10 protein-coding genes are annotated in these 17,117 nt (G+C 59.9%); 5 read left to right on the forward strand and 5 right to left on the reverse strand.

The genetic code is table 11. The features are described from left to right. From J2Y86_RS20195 to J2Y86_RS20205, 3 genes are all read left to right on the forward strand, one after another. On the forward strand, positions 1-411 hold the full coding sequence (locus tag J2Y86_RS20195; RefSeq protein WP_253435381.1) for a hypothetical protein: 411 nt from the start codon (positions 1-3) through the stop codon (positions 409-411). Between the two features lie 480 nt (positions 412-891). Further along, positions 892-1,224: a hypothetical protein gene (locus J2Y86_RS20200; RefSeq protein ID WP_253435384.1), complete on the forward strand. Its 333-nt coding sequence runs from the start codon at positions 892-894 to the stop codon at positions 1,222-1,224. A gap of 113 nt (positions 1,225-1,337) precedes the next feature. Then, complete coding sequence (locus J2Y86_RS20205; RefSeq protein ID WP_145314312.1) at positions 1,338-2,177, forward strand: 23S rRNA (adenine(2030)-N(6))-methyltransferase RlmJ; 840 nt, start codon at positions 1,338-1,340, stop codon at positions 2,175-2,177. A 141-nt stretch (positions 2,178-2,318) separates the two neighbouring features. Here J2Y86_RS20205 and msrA read toward each other — a convergent pair whose 3' ends face one another. From msrA to aceE, 5 genes are all read right to left on the reverse strand, one after another. After that, entirely contained in the window at positions 2,319-2,966 is a 648-nt protein-coding gene (gene msrA, locus J2Y86_RS20210) for a peptide-methionine (S)-S-oxide reductase MsrA (RefSeq protein WP_253440384.1), read from the reverse strand. A gap of 179 nt (positions 2,967-3,145) precedes the next feature. Further along, a complete protein-coding gene (locus J2Y86_RS20215; protein ID WP_253435387.1) occupies positions 3,146-5,839 on the reverse strand; it encodes a putative bifunctional diguanylate cyclase/phosphodiesterase in 2,694 nt (897 codons plus the stop codon). Positions 5,840-6,031: 192 nt separating this feature from the next. Continuing rightward, entirely contained in the window at positions 6,032-7,426 is a 1,395-nt protein-coding gene (locus tag J2Y86_RS20220) for an alkaline phosphatase D family protein (RefSeq protein WP_253440387.1), read from the reverse strand. Positions 7,427-7,695: 269 nt separating this feature from the next. Next, entirely contained in the window at positions 7,696-9,660 is a 1,965-nt protein-coding gene (aceF, locus tag J2Y86_RS20225) for a dihydrolipoyllysine-residue acetyltransferase (RefSeq protein ID WP_253435390.1), read from the reverse strand. Positions 9,661-9,671: 11 nt separating this feature from the next. Continuing rightward, positions 9,672-12,317 carry a pyruvate dehydrogenase (acetyl-transferring), homodimeric type gene (aceE, locus tag J2Y86_RS20230; protein ID WP_253435394.1) on the reverse strand — a complete coding sequence of 882 codons (2,646 nt, stop codon included), beginning with the start codon at positions 12,315-12,317 and terminating at the stop codon, positions 9,672-9,674. 384 nt (positions 12,318-12,701) lie between these two features. Between aceE and glnE the strand changes: the two genes are divergently transcribed. Further along, positions 12,702-15,641 (forward strand): bifunctional [glutamate--ammonia ligase]-adenylyl-L-tyrosine phosphorylase/[glutamate--ammonia-ligase] adenylyltransferase, encoded by a 2,940-nt coding sequence (gene glnE, locus J2Y86_RS20235; protein ID WP_253435397.1) that lies wholly within the window; start codon positions 12,702-12,704, stop codon positions 15,639-15,641. 441 nt (positions 15,642-16,082) lie between these two features. After that, positions 16,083-17,117: a lipopolysaccharide heptosyltransferase II gene (gene waaF / locus J2Y86_RS20240; RefSeq protein WP_253435400.1), complete on the forward strand. Its 1,035-nt coding sequence runs from the start codon at positions 16,083-16,085 to the stop codon at positions 17,115-17,117.

Genomic DNA, 17,117 nt, shown 5'->3' on the forward strand with positions numbered 1-17,117 from the left:
ATGCTTATTGATCCTGGAACTGAACAACCATACATTCCAACACCTGCATACTTTTTGGGTTGTTTCGATATTTATGATCGTGAAGAAACGCTCGGAGAGGAGCTGGAGAAATACGACCCTAACAATCCCGCTGATCGCGAAGAGTTAATACTCAAATATTGCTTGTCTCGGAATAGATCGTATCGTCACAGGTTTCTTCTTTATAAGTGTTTGGAGGAAAGTCTTCAGGATAGGGATTATGACTTTCAGGCATTGCTTGAGCATGATCCTGAAGAGTATTCGTCTCTCCCCGATGGTTGGGACGAGATGAGTTGTCCACGGTCCTTTTTCGAAGACATCTTTCGCTTGGCGACAATTGAGTGGGAGGAAGACCTCCATAAGGCCAGCCTCGAAGATCAATCAACTTGGTAAGGCTTGCGATCTCTGACTCAGATAGATTTTATGAGCGCTTCGCGCTCAATTCGCGGGCAAGCCACGCTCCCACAGGATTGAAGGCGTTCCCGGTTTTGGTGGTCTGACTCGGTCCTGTGGGAGCGAGGCTTGCCCGCGAAGGCGGTCTTACAGGCAACGAAATTTCTGGGCAAAGTCGTCGGAAGTTTCCTTCAATTTCTATCGGTTTTCATGAACTGGTGCGCATCGAGCCGCATCGATAGTCTTGGGTGGTCACTGCAAATTCAGTGACAGGGTGTGGAAGCCCTTCTATCGTTAGGCGCGTCAAGCGCCACCAGTTCGGCGTTTTTTATCGTCTGTGTTTTATGGTGGCTGTGCGCGGGGCGCTTTCGAGTGCGCCGAGTGCCTAACGTCTCGGTCTTCCACACCTGCGTACAGCCGCCACCCATTATGTGGAAGTGATTGTTGGCGGTTCCAATTCATACGTTAGGAATCAGACTGATGACAAATCTTCACCCCGATCCCCCCTACGAAAAACCAGCCCCTCCACCCAAAAGCCGTTTCATGGCACTGACCAGCAACTGCGACGACATGCCCACCTTGTTCGTCGATACCCTCGCACCACTCGACGTTTTATACGACGCGGCCAGTTTTCGAATCCGCGCCGTCACCCAAGTGATGGAAAACCTGTCGATGCGTGGCTCGATCGAATGTCAGTCTTTCATCCTCAGCGACTTTGCATTGCTCTGCGCCATTCCGTTGCGCGATGGGTGTGATGTGCTGGATGTGCTGGATGTGCTGGGGCGGCAGTTGAAAGTACAGCGTTCGGAGTAGCGGCGGACGTTGTTGTGGCGAGGGGGTTGTGTGGTGTCGTTGTCCGCTCGGCTGCGAAGCCCTGACGTTCGCCTCGGTACAAGGTAAACTTCCCGGCCTTCGCAGGAGCAATCATGAATTATCGTCACGCCTTCCATGCCGGCAATCACGCCGATGTGTTCAAACACCTGACCTTGACCCGCCTCATCGCCCTGATGTCGCGCAAGGAGCAGCCGTTTGCCTATCTCGACACTCACGCCGGCATCGGTCTGTATGACCTGCAAGGTGATCAGGCGAGCCGCACCGGGGAGTACCTGGAAGGCATCGCGCGGTTGTGGGATCAGCCGGACCTGCCGGCGTTGACCGCCGATTACATGAAGGTGCTGCATGACATGAACCCGGATGGCCAGTTGCGCTATTACCCGGGTTCACCGGAGTTGGCGCGGCGTCTGACGCGGCCGCAGGACCGGGTGATGCTCAACGAGAAGCATCCGGAAGACGGTGTGTTGCTCAAGGACAATATGGCCGGCGACCGTCGGGTGAAGGTTCACCTGGGCGAGGGCTGGCATGTGCCGCGGGCGATGTTGCCGGTGCAGGAGAAGCGGGCGGTGATGTTGATCGATCCGCCGTTTGAACAGCTGGATGAAATGCAGCGCTGTGCGGCGGCGCTGAAAGAGGCGGTGGGCCGGATGCGCCAGACGGTGGCGGCGATCTGGTACCCGGTGAAGGACCAGCGCATGTTGCGGCGTTTCTATCAGGATCTGGCGGGGTCGGGCGCGCCGAAGTTGTTGCGGGTGGAGTTGCTTGTGCATCCACTGGACACGCCGAACAGTTTGAACGGTTCCGGGTTGGCGATTGCGAATCCGCCGTGGGGGCTGGAAGAGGAATTGCGTGAGTTGCTGCCGTGGTTGTCCAAGAAGCTTGGGCAGACCCAGGGTGGGTGGCAGATGGATTGGTTGATAGCCGAGAGTTGATCTGTTGCATTGGTGGCGTCTGATCGGACGCCATCGCGGGCAAGCCCGCTCCCACAGGGATTTATGTCGATCACGATAGAGTGGTTAGACAAATAACCTTGTGGGAGCGGGCTTGCCCGCGATGCTTTCAGGGCCTGAAAATCAGATCGGGCAGGTCACGCCCGTACCGCCAATCCCGCAATACCCTTCAGGGTTCTTCGCCAGGTACTGCTGGTGATAGGTTTCGGCGAAGTAGAACGTCGGCGCTTCTTCGATTTCAGTCGTGATCGTGCCTTTGCCGGCCTTGGTCAGTTCGGCCTGGAATACTTGCTCGCTGTGCTTGGCTGCATCCAGTTGGGTCGGATTAGTGGCGTAGATTACCGAGCGGTACTGAGTGCCGATGTCATTGCCCTGACGCATGCCCTGAGTCGGGTTGTGCAGTTCCCAGAACATCTTCAGCAGCTCTTCGTAGCTGACTTTTGCCGGCTCGTAGACCACGAGCACGACTTCGCTGTGGCCGGTCAGGCCCGAGCAGACTTCTTCATACGTCGGGTTCGGCGTGAAGCCGCCGGCGTAACCCACCGCCGTGCTGACCACACCCTCGCGCTGCCAGAACTTGCGCTCCGCACCCCAGAAGCAACCCAGGCCGAAGATCGCGAAATCCACGTCCATGGCAAACGGGCCCAGCAGCGGGGCGTCGTGGACGAAGTGTTTTTCCGGCACGGTCATCGGGGTTTCGCGGCCAGGCAGAGCTTGTTCTTTAGTAGGGAGCACGTTTTTGTTCACCAGGATTTCCGAGCGCAAGACCATCATCAGTCCTCTCAGTCAGGTTGAATGTAAATTGTCAGACATGCAGTTTGCCCAATGCCGCCCAGATACGCACTACCCAATGTGGGAGCGGGCTTGCTCGCGAATGCGGTGTGTCAGATGGCACTGTTGGTGACTGATACACCGCATTCGCGAGCAAGCCCGCTCCCACAGGTGTGCTGTCAGGCGAGCGGGCCACGCGGGTAGCGCTTGAGCTTTTCGATCAGCTCGGAGCCCGGGATCGGTCGGTCGAACAGGTAGCCCTGGCCGACGTCGCAGCGGTGGCGGCGCAGGAAAGTCAACTGCTCGGCCGTCTCGATGCCTTCAGCCACGACCTTGATTTTCAGGTTGTGGGCCATGGCGATCACCGCGGAGGTGATTTCCATGTCGTCCTGGTTGTCCGGGATTTCGTGAATGAAGCTTCGATCGATCTTAATGATGTCGATCGGGAATTTTTTCAAGTAACTGAGCGACGAGTAACCGGTACCGAAGTCATCCATGGCCAGGGTCAGGCCCAGGCGTTTGAGCTGGTCGAGCTGCAAGTGGGTGTCTTCGGTGGCTTCCAGCAGCAGGCCTTCGGTCAGCTCCAGCTCCAGCAGGTTGGCCGGCAGCGCTTCTTCCTTGAGGATGTTGGCGATCGACGACACTAGGTCCGGGTCGGAAAACTGCTTGGGTGACAGGTTGATCGCCACCTGCAGATTGCCCAGGCCGGCGGCCGTCAGGTCTTTGCTCATGCGGCACGCCTGGCGGGCGATCCATTTGCCGATCGGAATGATCAGGCCGGTTTCTTCGGCGACGCTGATGAACTGGTCCGGGCGGATCATGCCTTTTTCCGGATGATTCCAGCGCAGCAGCGCTTCCATGCCAAGCAGGCGACCGCTGCGCAGACAGAGCTTGGGCTGGTAGAACACGTCCAGTTCGTTCTGGGTCAAGGCGCGGCGCAGGTTGTTCTCGACGAACAGTTTGTAGCTGGCTTCGGCATTCAGCGCTTCGGTGAACACCTGGACCTGGTGCTTGCCGTTGGCCTTGGCCTTGTGCAGCGCGAGCCCGGCGTTACGCATCAGGGTTTGCGGATCGCGGCCGTGCAGTGGCGCGCAAGCCAGGCCGACGGAGCCGGTGACGCTGATCAGCTGGTTGTCGACGAACATCGGTTTGTCGAGGGTCGCCAGCAGTTGGTTGGCGACTTGCTGGCCCACCGCGAGGTCGGTGTCGTCCAGCAGCACGGCGAATTCGTTACTGGCGAAACGCGCCAGGCTGCCGCTCGGGATCAGGCTGTTGCGCAGGCGCCGAGCGAGGCTGATCAGCAGTTTGTCACCGGTCTGGTGGCCAAGGCTGTCGTTGATCCGCTTGAAGTTGTCGATGTCCACCAGCAGCAGGCTGATCGGGGTATCGCTGTCTCGGGCGAAGCGTTCATCGAGGTTGCGAATGAACGCCGGTCGATTGCCGAGGTTGGTCAGGTTGTCGGTGTAAGCCAGACGCTCGATGCGCTGCTGCGCGAGCTTGGTCTGGGTGATGTCTTCGTAGATGCCGATGTAATGCGTCAACTCGCGGTTGTCGCCGTAAACCTTGGAGATCGACAACTGGCCCCAGTAGGGTTCGAGGTTTTTGCGCCGGCTTTTGAATTCGCCCTGCCAGCTGTTGCTCTTGGCCAGCGCCGAGGGCGCGTCGAACAGCAGTTCGCTGAGGTTTTCCAGGGCCGGCAGTTCCGACAGCCGCTGGCCGTGGACTTCTTCGGTGCTGTACTGGGTGATCGCGGTGAAGCTCGGGTTGACGTATTCCACCACGCCGTCGCAATTGACCAGCAAAAAGGCGTTGGCACTTTGCTCGACCGCACGCTGGAACAGGTGTAGGGCGCTGGTGGCGGTGCGGCGGTTGTGGTTGTTGATGACCTGGGCGAATTGGTCGGCCAGCTCGCCGGCGAAGGCGATTTCATCGGATTGCCAGGCGCGGGTCGCGCCCGTTTGTTCGAGGCACAGCACGCCGACCACCTGGCCATCGACACGAATGCTGGCGTCGAGCATCGCGTTCACGTCGCGCGGGCGCAGGCTCTCGGCCATTTCCCGGGTGCGCGGATCACGAATCGCATTGTGGGCATCGATCGCACGACTGCCGTGCAGCGCATCCATGTAATCGGGGAAACCGCTGACGTCGATCGGCTCCGGCAGCGCGTATTCCTGGGTCGCGCGGTGATACGCCGAGATCGGCACCAGCGTCGAACCGTCGAGGTTCCACAGGCTGGCGCAGTCGATTTCGTAGATGTCACAGGCACTGCGGGTGATCAGTTCAGCGGCTTCCTGCAGGGAATTGCCGGTGCTGTAGCGTTGGCGGGTCAGCAGCAGGATCAGGTCTTGCTGGGCGCGCACGCGGTCCAGGTGCAGAAGCTGTTCCTGTTGGGCGCGCTGATTGAGTTCGAGAGCGATCTGCAGGCGCGAGTTCTGGGTTTCCAGGTCCAGCGCCGGGAGCAGCGGTTCGCCCTCGAACAGACCGTCGACCACCAGCAGGTAGCCGCGCAGCAGGTGTCGATTGTGTTGTTTGTAGGCTTCGCCGACTTCCAGCAGGCTCAAGGTGCCTGCGGCGGTGTGCAACGTGTAGCGGATCAGGTAATGCGGGCTTTCGGTGAGTTGCTGCTGCACGGCGTCATGCAGCTGATAGCGCGCTTCGGGCTCCATCAGACTGGCATAGGGCGAGCCGACCAGGGCACAGAGCTCCACCGCCGGCAGGCCGAACTGTCGCTCGCAATTGGGATCGAGAAACAGCAGCGCCCAGCTTGGTTCATTCAGCCGTTCGAAACGCAGCATGCCGAGCCGCGAGGGCACAGGCAACTGCGTCACTACCTCGGCCACCATACGGCTGGCGGCATCGGGTTGGCTTTTCATGGAGGGAAACTCGCTTCGAATGTGCTGATCGCGCCGGGCTCTCGCCCTCTTTACTGTTGCCTGCGGCAAGGTTGCATCATTGCGACACCGACTGACAAGAGACATGAAGGCCAAGTGCTATAAGAATATGTCGGCAGAGGCGAAGATTTCTTCAGTCAGCGCTCAAAATCAATGCATTTGACCTTCCCGCGCTTAACGCAACGTTATGTCCACCGTTTGCAGCGGCTGGCCTTCCCTGTCGTGATAACTGACACGAATCTGCTCTGGCCCGACAACCAGATGGGCAAAGTTGTCCTGGCTGATCACCTCGCTGGTCAGTTCATGCCGATAATCTCCCGCCGCAGTCCGCGCCAGTGGCTGATCGAGGATGAAGGTGGAGGCCTTGGCGTAGGGCAGCAGTTTGCTGTTGCACAGCGGCGAGGAGACGATGGTGTGAACCTCGAAGTCCGGGTCTTCGCTGTGTCTCAGCCGGCTGGTGAGGGAGCCGTGCACGTCGCCGGACACGAAGAAGACGTTCTTGAGGCGATGTGTGCGAATTGTCTCCAGCAGCCGTAGACGTTGCTCCGGAAAGGCTTTCCAGGCGTCGTCGCCCAAGCGTTTGCGGTCGGGGTAGAACATGACGCTGGTGACGACGAATTTGACCCGCGCCGGACTGTGGATCAGCCAATTGCACAAGGCGGTTTCCTGCTGTTCGTCGAGGATGCGCCGGTCGCCGGCCGACAGATTGCGCCGGGTCCGGCTGTCGGTGACAAACCACTCGATATCACCGTGGGTGGATTGATACCAATAACGCTCCAGGTTCCGATCGATGCTTCCATCTTCAAGTAACTGATGGGTCGGGCTGTGGCTGGCTTGATATAACTCATAAGCGGCGATGGCGTTGTTATAGAGAAGGTCATCTTTTTTGTTTTTATTGGCAGGCCAGTTATCTTCGATTTCATGGTCGTCGAGGATCATGTAGGTCGGCGTGCTGGACATTAACTTTTTAATATGAGGCTGGGAAAAAGCCATGCGGTACTTGCGGAGTATTTCCTTGTATTCCCGATCCGGCGCGATGATGTTCAAATCGTCGATATAGACTTGGTCGCCGGTCATCAACAGAGCGCTGATGGGCGTTTCGGCGCGCTGCGCCAGGTGTGTGATGGAGGCGAAGATCCGGTCGCCCAGTTGCGGGAGCGAAGGCTCACCGAACGTCATCCGCAGGTAACGGCACGAGCCGACGATGTAAGCCCGTGGCGCCGAGGGAGTACTGGACTGGGTGCTGAAAGAGTAGACATCCCGAGGCCATTGCAGCGGCAGTTCCTGAATCGTCTCCACGGTGTGGACCGGGCTCATGGGGCTGAACCAGCCTGCCTGGTATTCATACTCCGTATCGGCGGCGAGGTCATTGAGGGCAAAGACGTCGCTCATGTCACGCGCGCTTGTCAGTTGTATGAAAGTGCCTTTGGACCAGGGCGTGTCACCGCTGCGTCGATGACGAACGCCACCAAATACCAACGCGTCTTTTTGTAATTCGCCACGGAAAAAGATACGGGCGTGATGAGTTGTCGTGTGGCCAATAATCGGGCCGACTGTAGGTTTGAACATGTTCGAATCCATTCGAAGTAACTAACTAAGCAAGTAAATTGACTAAACTTTGCGTCCGTCATCTGTGCAACTAAGCCTAGTGGGCAGCCGGCAAAAAATATCGTGCCGAAGTGGATTTGAGTTGTGGGCGAACTCAGCCACGAATGTAGGAAAGAGACTTTCTTCAAGGCAAAAAAAGCCCCGCCAAATTGGCGGGGTTGAGGTACGAGCGTGGCGCTCGGAAAACGTGGAACGCGACAGGCCCTCCGGTGAAGGAGGGCCGGCCGGTGTTACAGCAAGATGGTGCGGATGTCTGCCAGCAGGTCGCTCAGACGCTTGGTGAAGCGTGCAGCAGCGGCGCCGTTGATCACACGGTGATCGTAGGACAGCGACAGTGGCAGCATCAGTTTCGGCTGGAAGGCTTTGCCGTCCCAGACTGGCTGGATGGTTGCCTTGGAAACACCGAGGATCGCCACTTCCGGCGCGTTGACGATCGGCGTGAAGCCGGTGCCGCCAATGTGGCCGAGGCTGGAAATGGTGAAGCAGGCGCCTTGCATGTCGTCAGCGGTGAGCTTCTTGTCGCGGGCCTTGGCGGCCAGCGCAGCGGCTTCGGCTGCCAGTTGCAACAGGCTCTTCTGATCGACGTTCTTGATGACCGGTACCAGCAGGCCTTCAGGGGTGTCGACCGCGAAGCCGATGTTCACGTACTTCTTGCGGATGATTGCCTTGCCGCTTGGGGCCAGCGAACTGTTGAAGTCCGGCAGTTCTTTGAGCAGGTGCGCGCAGGACTTGAGCAGCAGCGGCAGGATGGTCAGCTTGACGCCGGCCTTCTCTGCAACGGCTTTCTGAGCGATACGGAACGCTTCCAGCTCGGTGATATCAGCCGAATCGAACTGAGTCACGTGCGGAATGTTCAGCCAACTGCGGTGCAGGCTCGACGCGCCGATCTGCATCAGGCGAGTCATCGGCACTTCTTCGGTTTCACCGAAGCGGCTGAAGTCCACGACCGGAATCGGCGGGATGCCCGCGCCACCGGTTGCGCCGCCAGCGGCCGGTGCTTCCTTGGCCTTCTGCATCATGGCTTTGACGTAAACCTGAACGTCTTCTTTCAGCACACGACCGTGCGGACCGCTTGGGCTGACCGCGCTCAGCTCGACACCGAACTCGCGTGCCAGTTGCCGTACGGCCGGGCCAGCGTGAACCTTGGCGCCAGACTTGGCCGGTGCAGCAGCCGGTGCGGCCGGTGCCGGAGCAGCGGGTGCCGCGGCGGCCGGAGCAGGGGCAGCAGCGCTCGGTGCAGCAGCGGCGGTCGCCGGGGCCGCAGCAGGCGCAGCGCCTTTGACTTTCAGCTTCAGGATCAGGTCGCCGGTACCGACTTCGTCATCCAGCTTGATGGAAACGCTTTCCACCACGCCAGCGGCCGGCGATGGAATTTCCATGCTCGCCTTGTCGGATTCCAGGGTGATCAGCGACTGGTCGGCGGTGACGGTGTCGCCGGCCTTGACCAGCACTTCGATGATCTTGGCCTTGCCCGACGAACCGATGTCCGGGACGTGAATGTCCTGAACGCTGTCGGCAACCGGTGCAGCCGGTGCCGCAGCGGCCGGTGCCGGAGCAGCGGCAGCAGGTGCAGCCGCCTGAGCTGGCGCGGCAGCAGCCGGTGCCGCAGCACCCGCCACTTCCAGGTCCAGGATCAGGTCGCCAGTGCCGACTTCGTCGTTGAGCTTGACGCTGATGCTCTTGACCACGCCAGCGGCTGGCGATGGAATTTCCATGCTCGCCTTGTCGGATTCCAGGGTGATCAGCGACTGATCGGCCTCGACGGTGTCACCGACCTTGACCTGGATCTCGATGATCTGGGCCTTGCCTGCCGAACCGATGTCCGGCACGTGCACTTGCTGAACCGAAGCGGCAGCAGGCGCGGCAGCCGGAGCAGGAGCGGCGGCAGGTGCAGCAGCCGGTTTCGCTTCAGCCTTGGCGGCCGGTGCCGCAGCGGCAGGCGCAGGGGCCGCAGCAGCGGCACCTTCGACTTCCAACTCCAGCAACTCGTCGCCTTCTTTCAGGCGATCGCCCAGCTTCACTTTCAGGCTCTTGATGATACCGGCCTTCGGCGCAGGCACTTCCATGCTCGCCTTGTCCGATTCCAGCGTCAGGATGCTCTGGTCGGCTTCGATACGGTCGCCGACCTTCACAAACAGTTCAATTACTTCACCTTCACCGCTGCCGATGTCAGGTACGCGAATGAGTTCGCTCACAGAGTGTCTCCTCAGCAGTCCAGTGGGTTGCGTTTTTCCGGGTCGATACCGAACTTGGCGATGGCTTCAGCCACCACTTTAGGTTCGATGTCGCCACGGTCAGCCAATGCTTCCAGGGCTGCCAACACCACGAAATGACGATCGACTTCGAAGAAGTGACGCAGCTTCTTGCGGCTGTCACTGCGGCCGAAACCGTCGGTGCCCAGGACTTTGAATTCCTTGGACGGTACCCACTGACGAATTTGCTCTGCGAACAGTTTCATGTAGTCGGTAGACGCGATGACCGGACCTTTACGGCCGTTCAGGCACTCTTCGACGTAGCTCAGCTTAGGCTTCTGGCCAGGGTGCAGACGGTTGGTGCGCTCGACGGCCAGGCCATCGCGACGCAGTTCGTTGAAGCTGGTAACGCTCCACACGTCGGCGCCGACGTTGAACTGTTCACGCAGGATCTTCGCCGCTTCACGGACTTCACGCAGGATGGTGCCGGAGCCCATCAGCTGAACGTGGTGCGCCGCTTCGCGGGTGTCTTCCTCGAGCAGGTACATGCCCTTGATGATGCCTTCCTCGACACCGGCCGGCATGGCTGGCTGCTGGTAGGACTCGTTCATCACGGTGATGTAGTAGAAAACGTCCTGTTGCTCTTCGGTCATCTTCTTCATGCCGTCCTGAATGATCACCGCCAGCTCGTAGCCGTAGGTTGGATCAAAGGTGCGGCAGTTCGGGATGGTGGCCGCCAGGATGTGGCTGTGACCGTCTTCGTGTTGCAGGCCTTCGCCGTTCAGCGTGGTCCGGCCGGCGGTGCCGCCGATCAGGAAGCCACGGGTACGGCTGTCGCCGGCAGCCCAGGCCAGGTCGCCGATACGCTGGAAACCGAACATCGAGTAGAAGATGTAGAACGGCAGCATTGGCTGGTTGTGGCTGGAGTACGAAGTACCGGCAGCGATGAAGGAGCTCATGGCGCCCGCTTCGTTGATGCCTTCTTCGAGGATCTGGCCCTTCTTGTCTTCCTTGTAGAACATCACCTGGTCTTTATCGACTGGCTCGTAGAGCTGGCCGACGGACGAGTAGATGCCCAACTGACGGAACATGCCTTCCATACCGAAGGTACGGGCTTCGTCCGGGATGATCGGAACGATGCGCGGGCCGATTTCCTTGTCCTTGACCAGCTGCGCGAGGATCCGCACGAAGGCCATGGTGGTGGAAATTTCACGGTCGCCCGAACCATCAAGAATGGCCTTGAGGGTATCGAGGGACGGAGTCGGCACGCTGAAGCTCTGCGCGCGGCGCTGTGGCACGAAACCGCCCAGTGCAGTGCGGCGCTCGCTCAGGTAGCGGGCTTCGGCGCTGTTTGGTTCAGGCTTGAAGAACGGCAGGTTTTCCAGCTCTTCGTCGCGCACCGGGATGTCGAAACGATCGCGGAACAGCTTCAGGCTTTCAACATCAACCTTCTTGGTGTTGTGCGCGGTGTTTTTCGCTTCGCCGGCACCGGTGCCATAACCCTTGATGGTCTTGGCCAGGATGACGGTCGGTTGTTCTTTGTGGTTGACCGCTTCGTGGTACGCCGCGTAGACCTTGTACGGGTCGTGGCCGCCACGGTTGAGTTTCCAGATCTCGTCGTCGGACAAGTCTTCAACCATCGCCTTGAGTTCAGGCGTGTTGAAGAAGTGTTCACGTACGAACGCGCCGTCTTTGGCTTTGTAGTTCTGGTACTCGCCGTCGATGACTTCGTCCATGCGACGTTGCAGGATGCCGTCGACGTCTTTGGCCAGCAGCGGGTCCCAGAAACGGCCCCAGATGACTTTGGTCACGTTCCACTGAGCACCGCGGAACACGCCTTCGAGTTCCTGGATGATCTTGCCGTTGCCGCGAACCGGGCCGTCGAGGCGCTGCAGGTTGCAGTTGATGACGAAGATCAGGTTGTCGAGCTTCTCGCGGCCAGCCAGCGAGATCGCGCCCAGGGATTCCGGCTCGTCGCACTCGCCGTCGCCCAGGAAGCACCAGACTTTCTGCTTGCCTTCCGGAATGAAGCCACGGGCTTCCAGGTACTTCATGAAGCGTGCCTGGTAGATCGCCTGGATCGGGCCCAGACCCATGGAAACAGTCGGGAACTGCCAGAAATCAGGCATCAGCCAAGGGTGCGGGTAGGACGACAGGCCCTGACCGTCCACTTCCTGGCGGAAGTTGTTCATCTGGTCTTCGGTGATGCGGCCTTCCATGAACGCACGGGCGTAAACGCCTGGCGAGGTGTGGCCCTGGAAGTAGATCAGGTCGCCGCCGTGTTCGTCGGTCGGGGCCTGGAAGAAATAGTTGAAGCCGATGTCGTACAGGGTTGCGCTGGAGGCGAAGCTGGAGATGTGACCGCCCAGGTCAGAATCTTTCAGGTTCGTACGCATCACCATGGCCATCGCGTTCCAGCGTACCAGCGAGCGAATGCGGCGTTCCATGAACAGGTCGCCAGGCATGCGTGCTTCGTGGGTAACGGGAATGGTGTTGCGGTATGGCGTGGTGATGGCGTAAGGCAATTGCGAACCGCTGCGGGTTGCGAGTTCGCCCATACGGGTCATCAGATAGTGAGCGCGGTCTTCGCCTTCTTTGTCGAGAACCGATTCCAGGGCGTCCAGCCATTCCTGGGTTTCGACGGGATCGAGGTCTTGCATGGCTTGCTCCAGGGCGGAAAGGCTTCCAGAATCGGTTGCCTGAGTTTGCGACTGGCCTTGTGGGCAGACGATATAAATTCTTGGATTGCCGAGAGGTAGGTTCCGGCGGCGTGTAGTTTTACTACAAATCATCGGGCATTTCAGCTATCCGAATGTATATACGAGTAGTAAAACTACAGATGAGCGGCTTGTGGCCTCCAGCTGCGTTGTGAGAATAATCGTTAAGGTTGGTCTTTTGCCAACCGAAAAAGGTGAAAGCTTGATGCTGTCTGCCAAATATAAAGAAATTTCAGCTATTTCTAACCTTTGTTCGACAGTCGATCACGTAGTGCGATTTGAAAATTCACTACATGCAGCCCTCTACACGCCGATCAAGGATAGACCATGAGCCTTCCTTCGCTTGCCGAACTGCCCGGCATTCTCCTGCCGTTTGTCACCCGTGCCGAGCAGTCGTTCCGTACGGCCGTCGAGGCGCTCGATGATGATCATGGCCTGTCCGGCTGGACGCCTGAGCGCTGGGCGCAATTCGCCCGCGTCACCGCCGCCAGCGACTTCGTGATTGAACAGAGCGTTCGTGACCCTTTGATGTTGCTCGCGCTGGTGCAGTCCGGCGAACTGGATCGCGGGTTTGCCCCCGGCGAGTTGTGTGCGCAGATTGCGGTGGCGGTGAATGCGGCGGAAACCGAAGACGAACTCGGCCGCGTCCTGCGTCGCCAGCGCACCCGCCATCAAGTGCGAATCATCTGGCGTGACCTGACCCGCCAGGCCGATCTGGTCCAGACCTGCCGCGACCTCTCGGACATGGCCGATGCCAGCATCGATCAAGCCTATCAGTGGTTGTACTCGCGCCATTGCCAGCAGTTCGGTGTGCCGACCGGTCGGCGCAGCGGCGAGCCGCAGCAGATGGTCATCCTTGGCATGGGCAAGCTCGGCGCCGTCGAGCTGAACCTGTCGTCGGACATCGACCTGATCTTCGCCTACCCCGAAGGCGGCGAAACCGTCGGCATGAAACGCTCGCTGGATAATCAGGAATTTTTCATCCGTCTCGGCCAGCGGCTGATCAAGGCGCTGGACCCGATGACCGTCGACGGCTTCGTATTCCGCGTCGACATGCGCCTTCGGCCATACGGTTCGGCCGGTGCGTTGGTGCTGAGCTTCAACGCACTGGAACAGTATTACCAGGACCAGGGTCGTGACTGGGAACGCTACGCGATGATCAAGTCGCGGGTGGTCGCTGGCGATCAAGTGGCGGGCGCGCAACTGCAAGAGATGCTGCGGCCGTTCGTCTACCGGCGTTACCTGGACTTCTCCGCCATCGAAGCGCTGCGCACGATGAAGCAGCTGATCCAGCAGGAAGTCCGGCGCAAGGGCATGGCCGATAACATCAAGCTCGGCTCCGGCGGCATCCGCGAAGTCGAGTTTATCGCCCAGGCGTTCCAGCTGATTCACGGCGGTCGCGATCTGAGCCTGCAGCAACGTCCGCTGTTAAAAGTACTGAGCACCCTGGAAGGTCAGGGTTACCTGCCGCCAGCGGTGATCAGCGAGCTGCGCGAAGGCTACGAATTCCTGCGGTACACGGAGCACGCCATTCAGGCGATTGCCGACCGCCAGACCCAGATGTTGCCGGATGGCGCACAGGACCAGGCGCGCATTGCCTTTATGTTGGGCTTCGCCGATTGGGCGGCCTTTCATGAGCAGCTGATGTATTGGCGCGGTCGTATTGCGTGGCACTTCGGCCAGGTGATTGCCGATCCCGACGAAGAAGAGGGGACTGAAAGCGAAGTGGTGGTCGGCGGTGAATGGTTGCCGTTGTGGGAAGAGGCGCAGGACGAAGAGGCCGCGTGTCGCCAGTTGGAAGAGGGCGGTTTCGTCGATGCCACCAAAGCCCTGAAAGCCTTGGCCAGCCTGCGCAGCAGCCCGCAATTGCGCGCAATGCAGCGTTTGGGGCGCGAACGCCTTGATGCCTTTATTCCACGCTTACTGGCACAGGCGGTCGAACACGCCAATCCGGATCTGGTGCTGGAACGCGTGCTGCCGCTGGTTGAAGCGGTGGCCCGGCGTTCCGCCTACCTGGTGCTGCTGACCGAAAACCCCGGCGCGCTGCGCCGCTTGCTGACCTTGTGCGCCGCGAGCCCGTGGATCGCCGAACAGATCACCCGCTTCCCGTTGCTGCTCGACGAATTGCTCAACGAAGGCCGGTTGTTCAAGCCGCCGTTGGCGCCGGAACTGGCCGCCGAGTTGCGCGAGCGTCTGACGCGAATCCCCGAGGACGACCTCGAACAACAAATGGAAGCCCTGCGCCATTTCAAACTGGCGCACCGCCTTCGCGTCGCCGCGTCGGAAATCGCCGGCAGCCTGCCGTTGATGAAAGTCAGCGACTACCTGACGTGGCTTGCCGAAGCGATTCTCGAGCAAGTGCTGGCCCTGGCCTGGCGCCAGACCGTGGCCAAATACGGCACGCCGCTGCGCAGTGACGGTACGTTGTGCGATCCGGGCTTTATCATTGTCGGTTACGGGAAAGTCGGCGGCCTGGAATTGGGGCATGGTTCGGACCTGGACCTGGTGTTCATTCACGACGGCGATCCGCAGGCGGAAACCGATGGCACGAAACCGATTGATGGCGCGCAATTCTTCACCCGGCTCGGGCAGCGGATCATTCATTTACTCACGGCCCAGACCAACTCCGGTCAGCTGTATGAAGTGGACATGCGCCTGCGACCGTCCGGTGCGTCCGGTCTGCTGGTGAGTTCGCTCGGCGCGTTTGCGCGTTATCAGGAAAACGAGGCCTGGACCTGGGAACATCAGGCGCTGGTACGGGCGCGGGTATTGGTGGGCAGTCAGGACGTCGGCCAGGCGTTCGAGAAGGTTCGCGCAGCGATATTGGGCAAGCCCCGGGATTTGCCGACCTTGCGTCAGGAGGTCAGCGAGATGCGCGCCAAGATGCGCGACAACCTCGGCAGCAAGAGCACCGCAGCCGGCACCGGGGCGAATGCCTTCGAGGCCACGGCGCCGTTCGATCTCAAGCAGGACGCCGGAGGTATCGTCGATATTGAATTTATGGTGCAATACGCGGCCTTGGCGTGGTCCGAAACACACCCGCCATTGCTGCGCTGGACCGACAATATCCGCATTCTGGAAGAGCTGGAACACGAAGGGCTGATGCCCGCCGAAGACGCCAGCCTGTTGCGCGAGGCCTATAAAGCCTACCGCTCCGCTGCGCACCGGCAGGCCTTGCAGAAGGACCCCGGGGTGATACCGGGCGACCAGTTCGTGGACGAGCGACGGCAAGTATTGCGGATCTGGAAAGAGTTGGGGCTGAGGTGAAACCCGGTAGTCGAAGCGACAAGATTCAAATGTGGGAGCGGGCTTGCTCGCGAAGGCGTAGTGCCAGTCGACGTTGATGTTGGATGTGATTGCCCCTTCGCGAGCAAGCCCGCTCCCACAGTAGATCTGCATAGTTTCGCAGATCGATGTACACCAAATCCCAATGTGGGAGCGGGCTTGCTCGCGAAGGCGTAGTGCCAGTCGACGTTGATGTTGGATGTGATTGCCCCTTCGCGAGCAAGCCCGCTCCCACAGTAGATCTGCATAGTTTCGCAGATTGATGTACACCAAATCCCAATGTGGGAGCGGGCTTGCCCGCGATAGCGGAGTGACAGTCGACAGTAATGTTGAAGGTGATGACCCATCGCAAGCAGCTCCGCTCCCGCAGTGATTCTCGAGGCGGGGAGGCGTATGCCTCCCCGGTTCGTTTTTGGAAACCACATGAAAATTCTGATCGTTGGGCCCAGTTGGGTCGGTGACATGGTGATGGCGCAGACACTGTTTCAGTGTCTCAAGCAACGCCACCCGCAGTGCGAAATCGACGTCCTGGCCCCCGAGTGGAGCCGGCCGATTCTTGAGCGCATGCCCGAAGTTCGCCAGGCCTTGAGCTTTCCGCTCGGCCACGGCGCCCTGGAGCTGGCGACGCGTCGGCGCATCGGCAAATCCCTGGCCGGCCAGTACGACCAGGCGATCCTTTTGCCCAATTCCCTGAAGTCGGCATTGGTGCCGTTCTTCGCCGGCATCCCGAAACGCACCGGCTGGCGTGGAGAATTCCGCTACGGTCTGCTCAACGACGTGCGCACGCTGGACAAAGAACGTTACCCGCTGATGATCGAGCGCTTCATGGCCCTGGCTTACGAACCGGGCCTTGAACTGCCGAAACCGTATCCGCGCCCGACCTTGCAGATCGATCCGGTGACCCGCGAAGCGGCGCTGGCCAAATTCGGTCTGGCCCTCGACCGTCCGGTGTTGGCGCTGTGCCCCGGTGCCGAGTTCGGCGAGTCCAAGCGCTGGCCGTCCGAGCACTACGCCAAGGTCGCCGAAGCGAAGATTCGCGAAGGCTGGCAGGTCTGGCTGTTCGGTTCGAAAAACGATCATGCCGTGGGCGAAGACATCCGCGCGCGCTTGATTCCCGGCCTGCGTGAAGAGTCGGTGAACCTCAGCGGCGGCACGTCCCTGGCCGAGGCCATCGACTTGCTGTCCTGCGCAGATTCGGTGGTGTCCAACGACTCCGGCCTGATGCACGTCGCCGCAGCGCTGAATCGCCCGTTGGTGGCGGTGTACGGCTCGACGTCGCCGGGCTTCACGCCGCCGCTGGCCGAGCACGTCGAGATCGTGCGCCTGGGCATCGAATGCAGCCCGTGCTTCGATCGCACGTGTCGTTTCGGTCATTACAACTGCCTGCGACAGCTGATGCCGCAAGCGGTGAACGAAGCCTTGCAGCGGTTGCAGGGCACTGTGGTCGAGGTCAAATAG

Origin of the sequence: Pseudomonas migulae (assembly GCF_024169315.1) — a bacterium.
GTDB classification, from domain to species: Bacteria; Pseudomonadota; Gammaproteobacteria; order Pseudomonadales; family Pseudomonadaceae; genus Aquipseudomonas; species Aquipseudomonas migulae_B.

Excerpts from the sequence above, each read along its gene's own strand:
- J2Y86_RS20195 (WP_253435381.1), top strand. The coding sequence starts at position 1 with ATGCTTATTGATCCTGGAACTGAACAACCATACATTCCAACACCTGCA.
- J2Y86_RS20200 (WP_253435384.1), top strand. The coding sequence starts at position 892 with ATGACAAATCTTCACCCCGATCCCCCCTACGAAAAACCAGCCCCTCCA.
- J2Y86_RS20205 (WP_145314312.1), top strand. The coding sequence starts at position 1,338 with ATGAATTATCGTCACGCCTTCCATGCCGGCAATCACGCCGATGTGTTC.
- msrA (WP_253440384.1), bottom strand. The coding sequence starts at position 2,966 with ATGGTCTTGCGCTCGGAAATCCTGGTGAACAAAAACGTGCTCCCTACT.
- J2Y86_RS20215 (WP_253435387.1), bottom strand. The coding sequence starts at position 5,839 with ATGAAAAGCCAACCCGATGCCGCCAGCCGTATGGTGGCCGAGGTAGTG.
- J2Y86_RS20220 (WP_253440387.1), bottom strand. The coding sequence starts at position 7,426 with ATGTTCAAACCTACAGTCGGCCCGATTATTGGCCACACGACAACTCAT.
- aceE (WP_253435394.1), bottom strand. The coding sequence starts at position 12,317 with ATGCAAGACCTCGATCCCGTCGAAACCCAGGAATGGCTGGACGCCCTG.
- glnE (WP_253435397.1), top strand. The coding sequence starts at position 12,702 with ATGAGCCTTCCTTCGCTTGCCGAACTGCCCGGCATTCTCCTGCCGTTT.
- waaF (WP_253435400.1), top strand. The coding sequence starts at position 16,083 with ATGAAAATTCTGATCGTTGGGCCCAGTTGGGTCGGTGACATGGTGATG.